This is a genomic window from Bacteroides caecigallinarum (assembly GCF_021530995.1).
Taxonomy (GTDB): domain Bacteria; phylum Bacteroidota; class Bacteroidia; order Bacteroidales; family Bacteroidaceae; genus Phocaeicola; species Phocaeicola faecigallinarum.
Genome location: NZ_JADYTF010000318.1, coordinates 1 through 333, shown reverse-complemented (window position 1 = coordinate 333; position 333 = coordinate 1). Strand labels below are relative to the sequence as shown.

1 protein-coding gene is annotated in these 333 nt (G+C 42.9%); it reads left to right on the top strand.

What is annotated here, in order from left to right:
* A partial coding sequence (locus I6E24_RS16830; RefSeq protein ID WP_235329853.1) for a PcfJ domain-containing protein occupies window positions 1–333 on the top strand: 333 nt, incomplete at both ends.

Here is a 333-nt window from a genome sequence, read left to right as displayed (position 1 = left end):
GATATGCCGTCATTTCAAATGTCAATTTGCATGAATATTGGAACTCCATAAAAATCTGTATCCGAAACGGCTATCATATTGCAGATGCCTCCATGTGGTGTGACCTTGTAAGACTGCTCCGACATTTCGGGAAAGACACCCACTGCCCAAAATATGTTTGTCCGACAGACTTGAAAAAGGTACATGACCGACTTGTCAGAAAACGTGAAGAACAGATTGAAAGGGAAAGAGCGGAGCAACGCAGGGAGCAGTTGGTCAAGGACGAAAAGAATTATCTGAAGTCCAAAGGCAAGTTCTTCGGACTTGTGTTTACCGACAACCTTATTCTTGTAA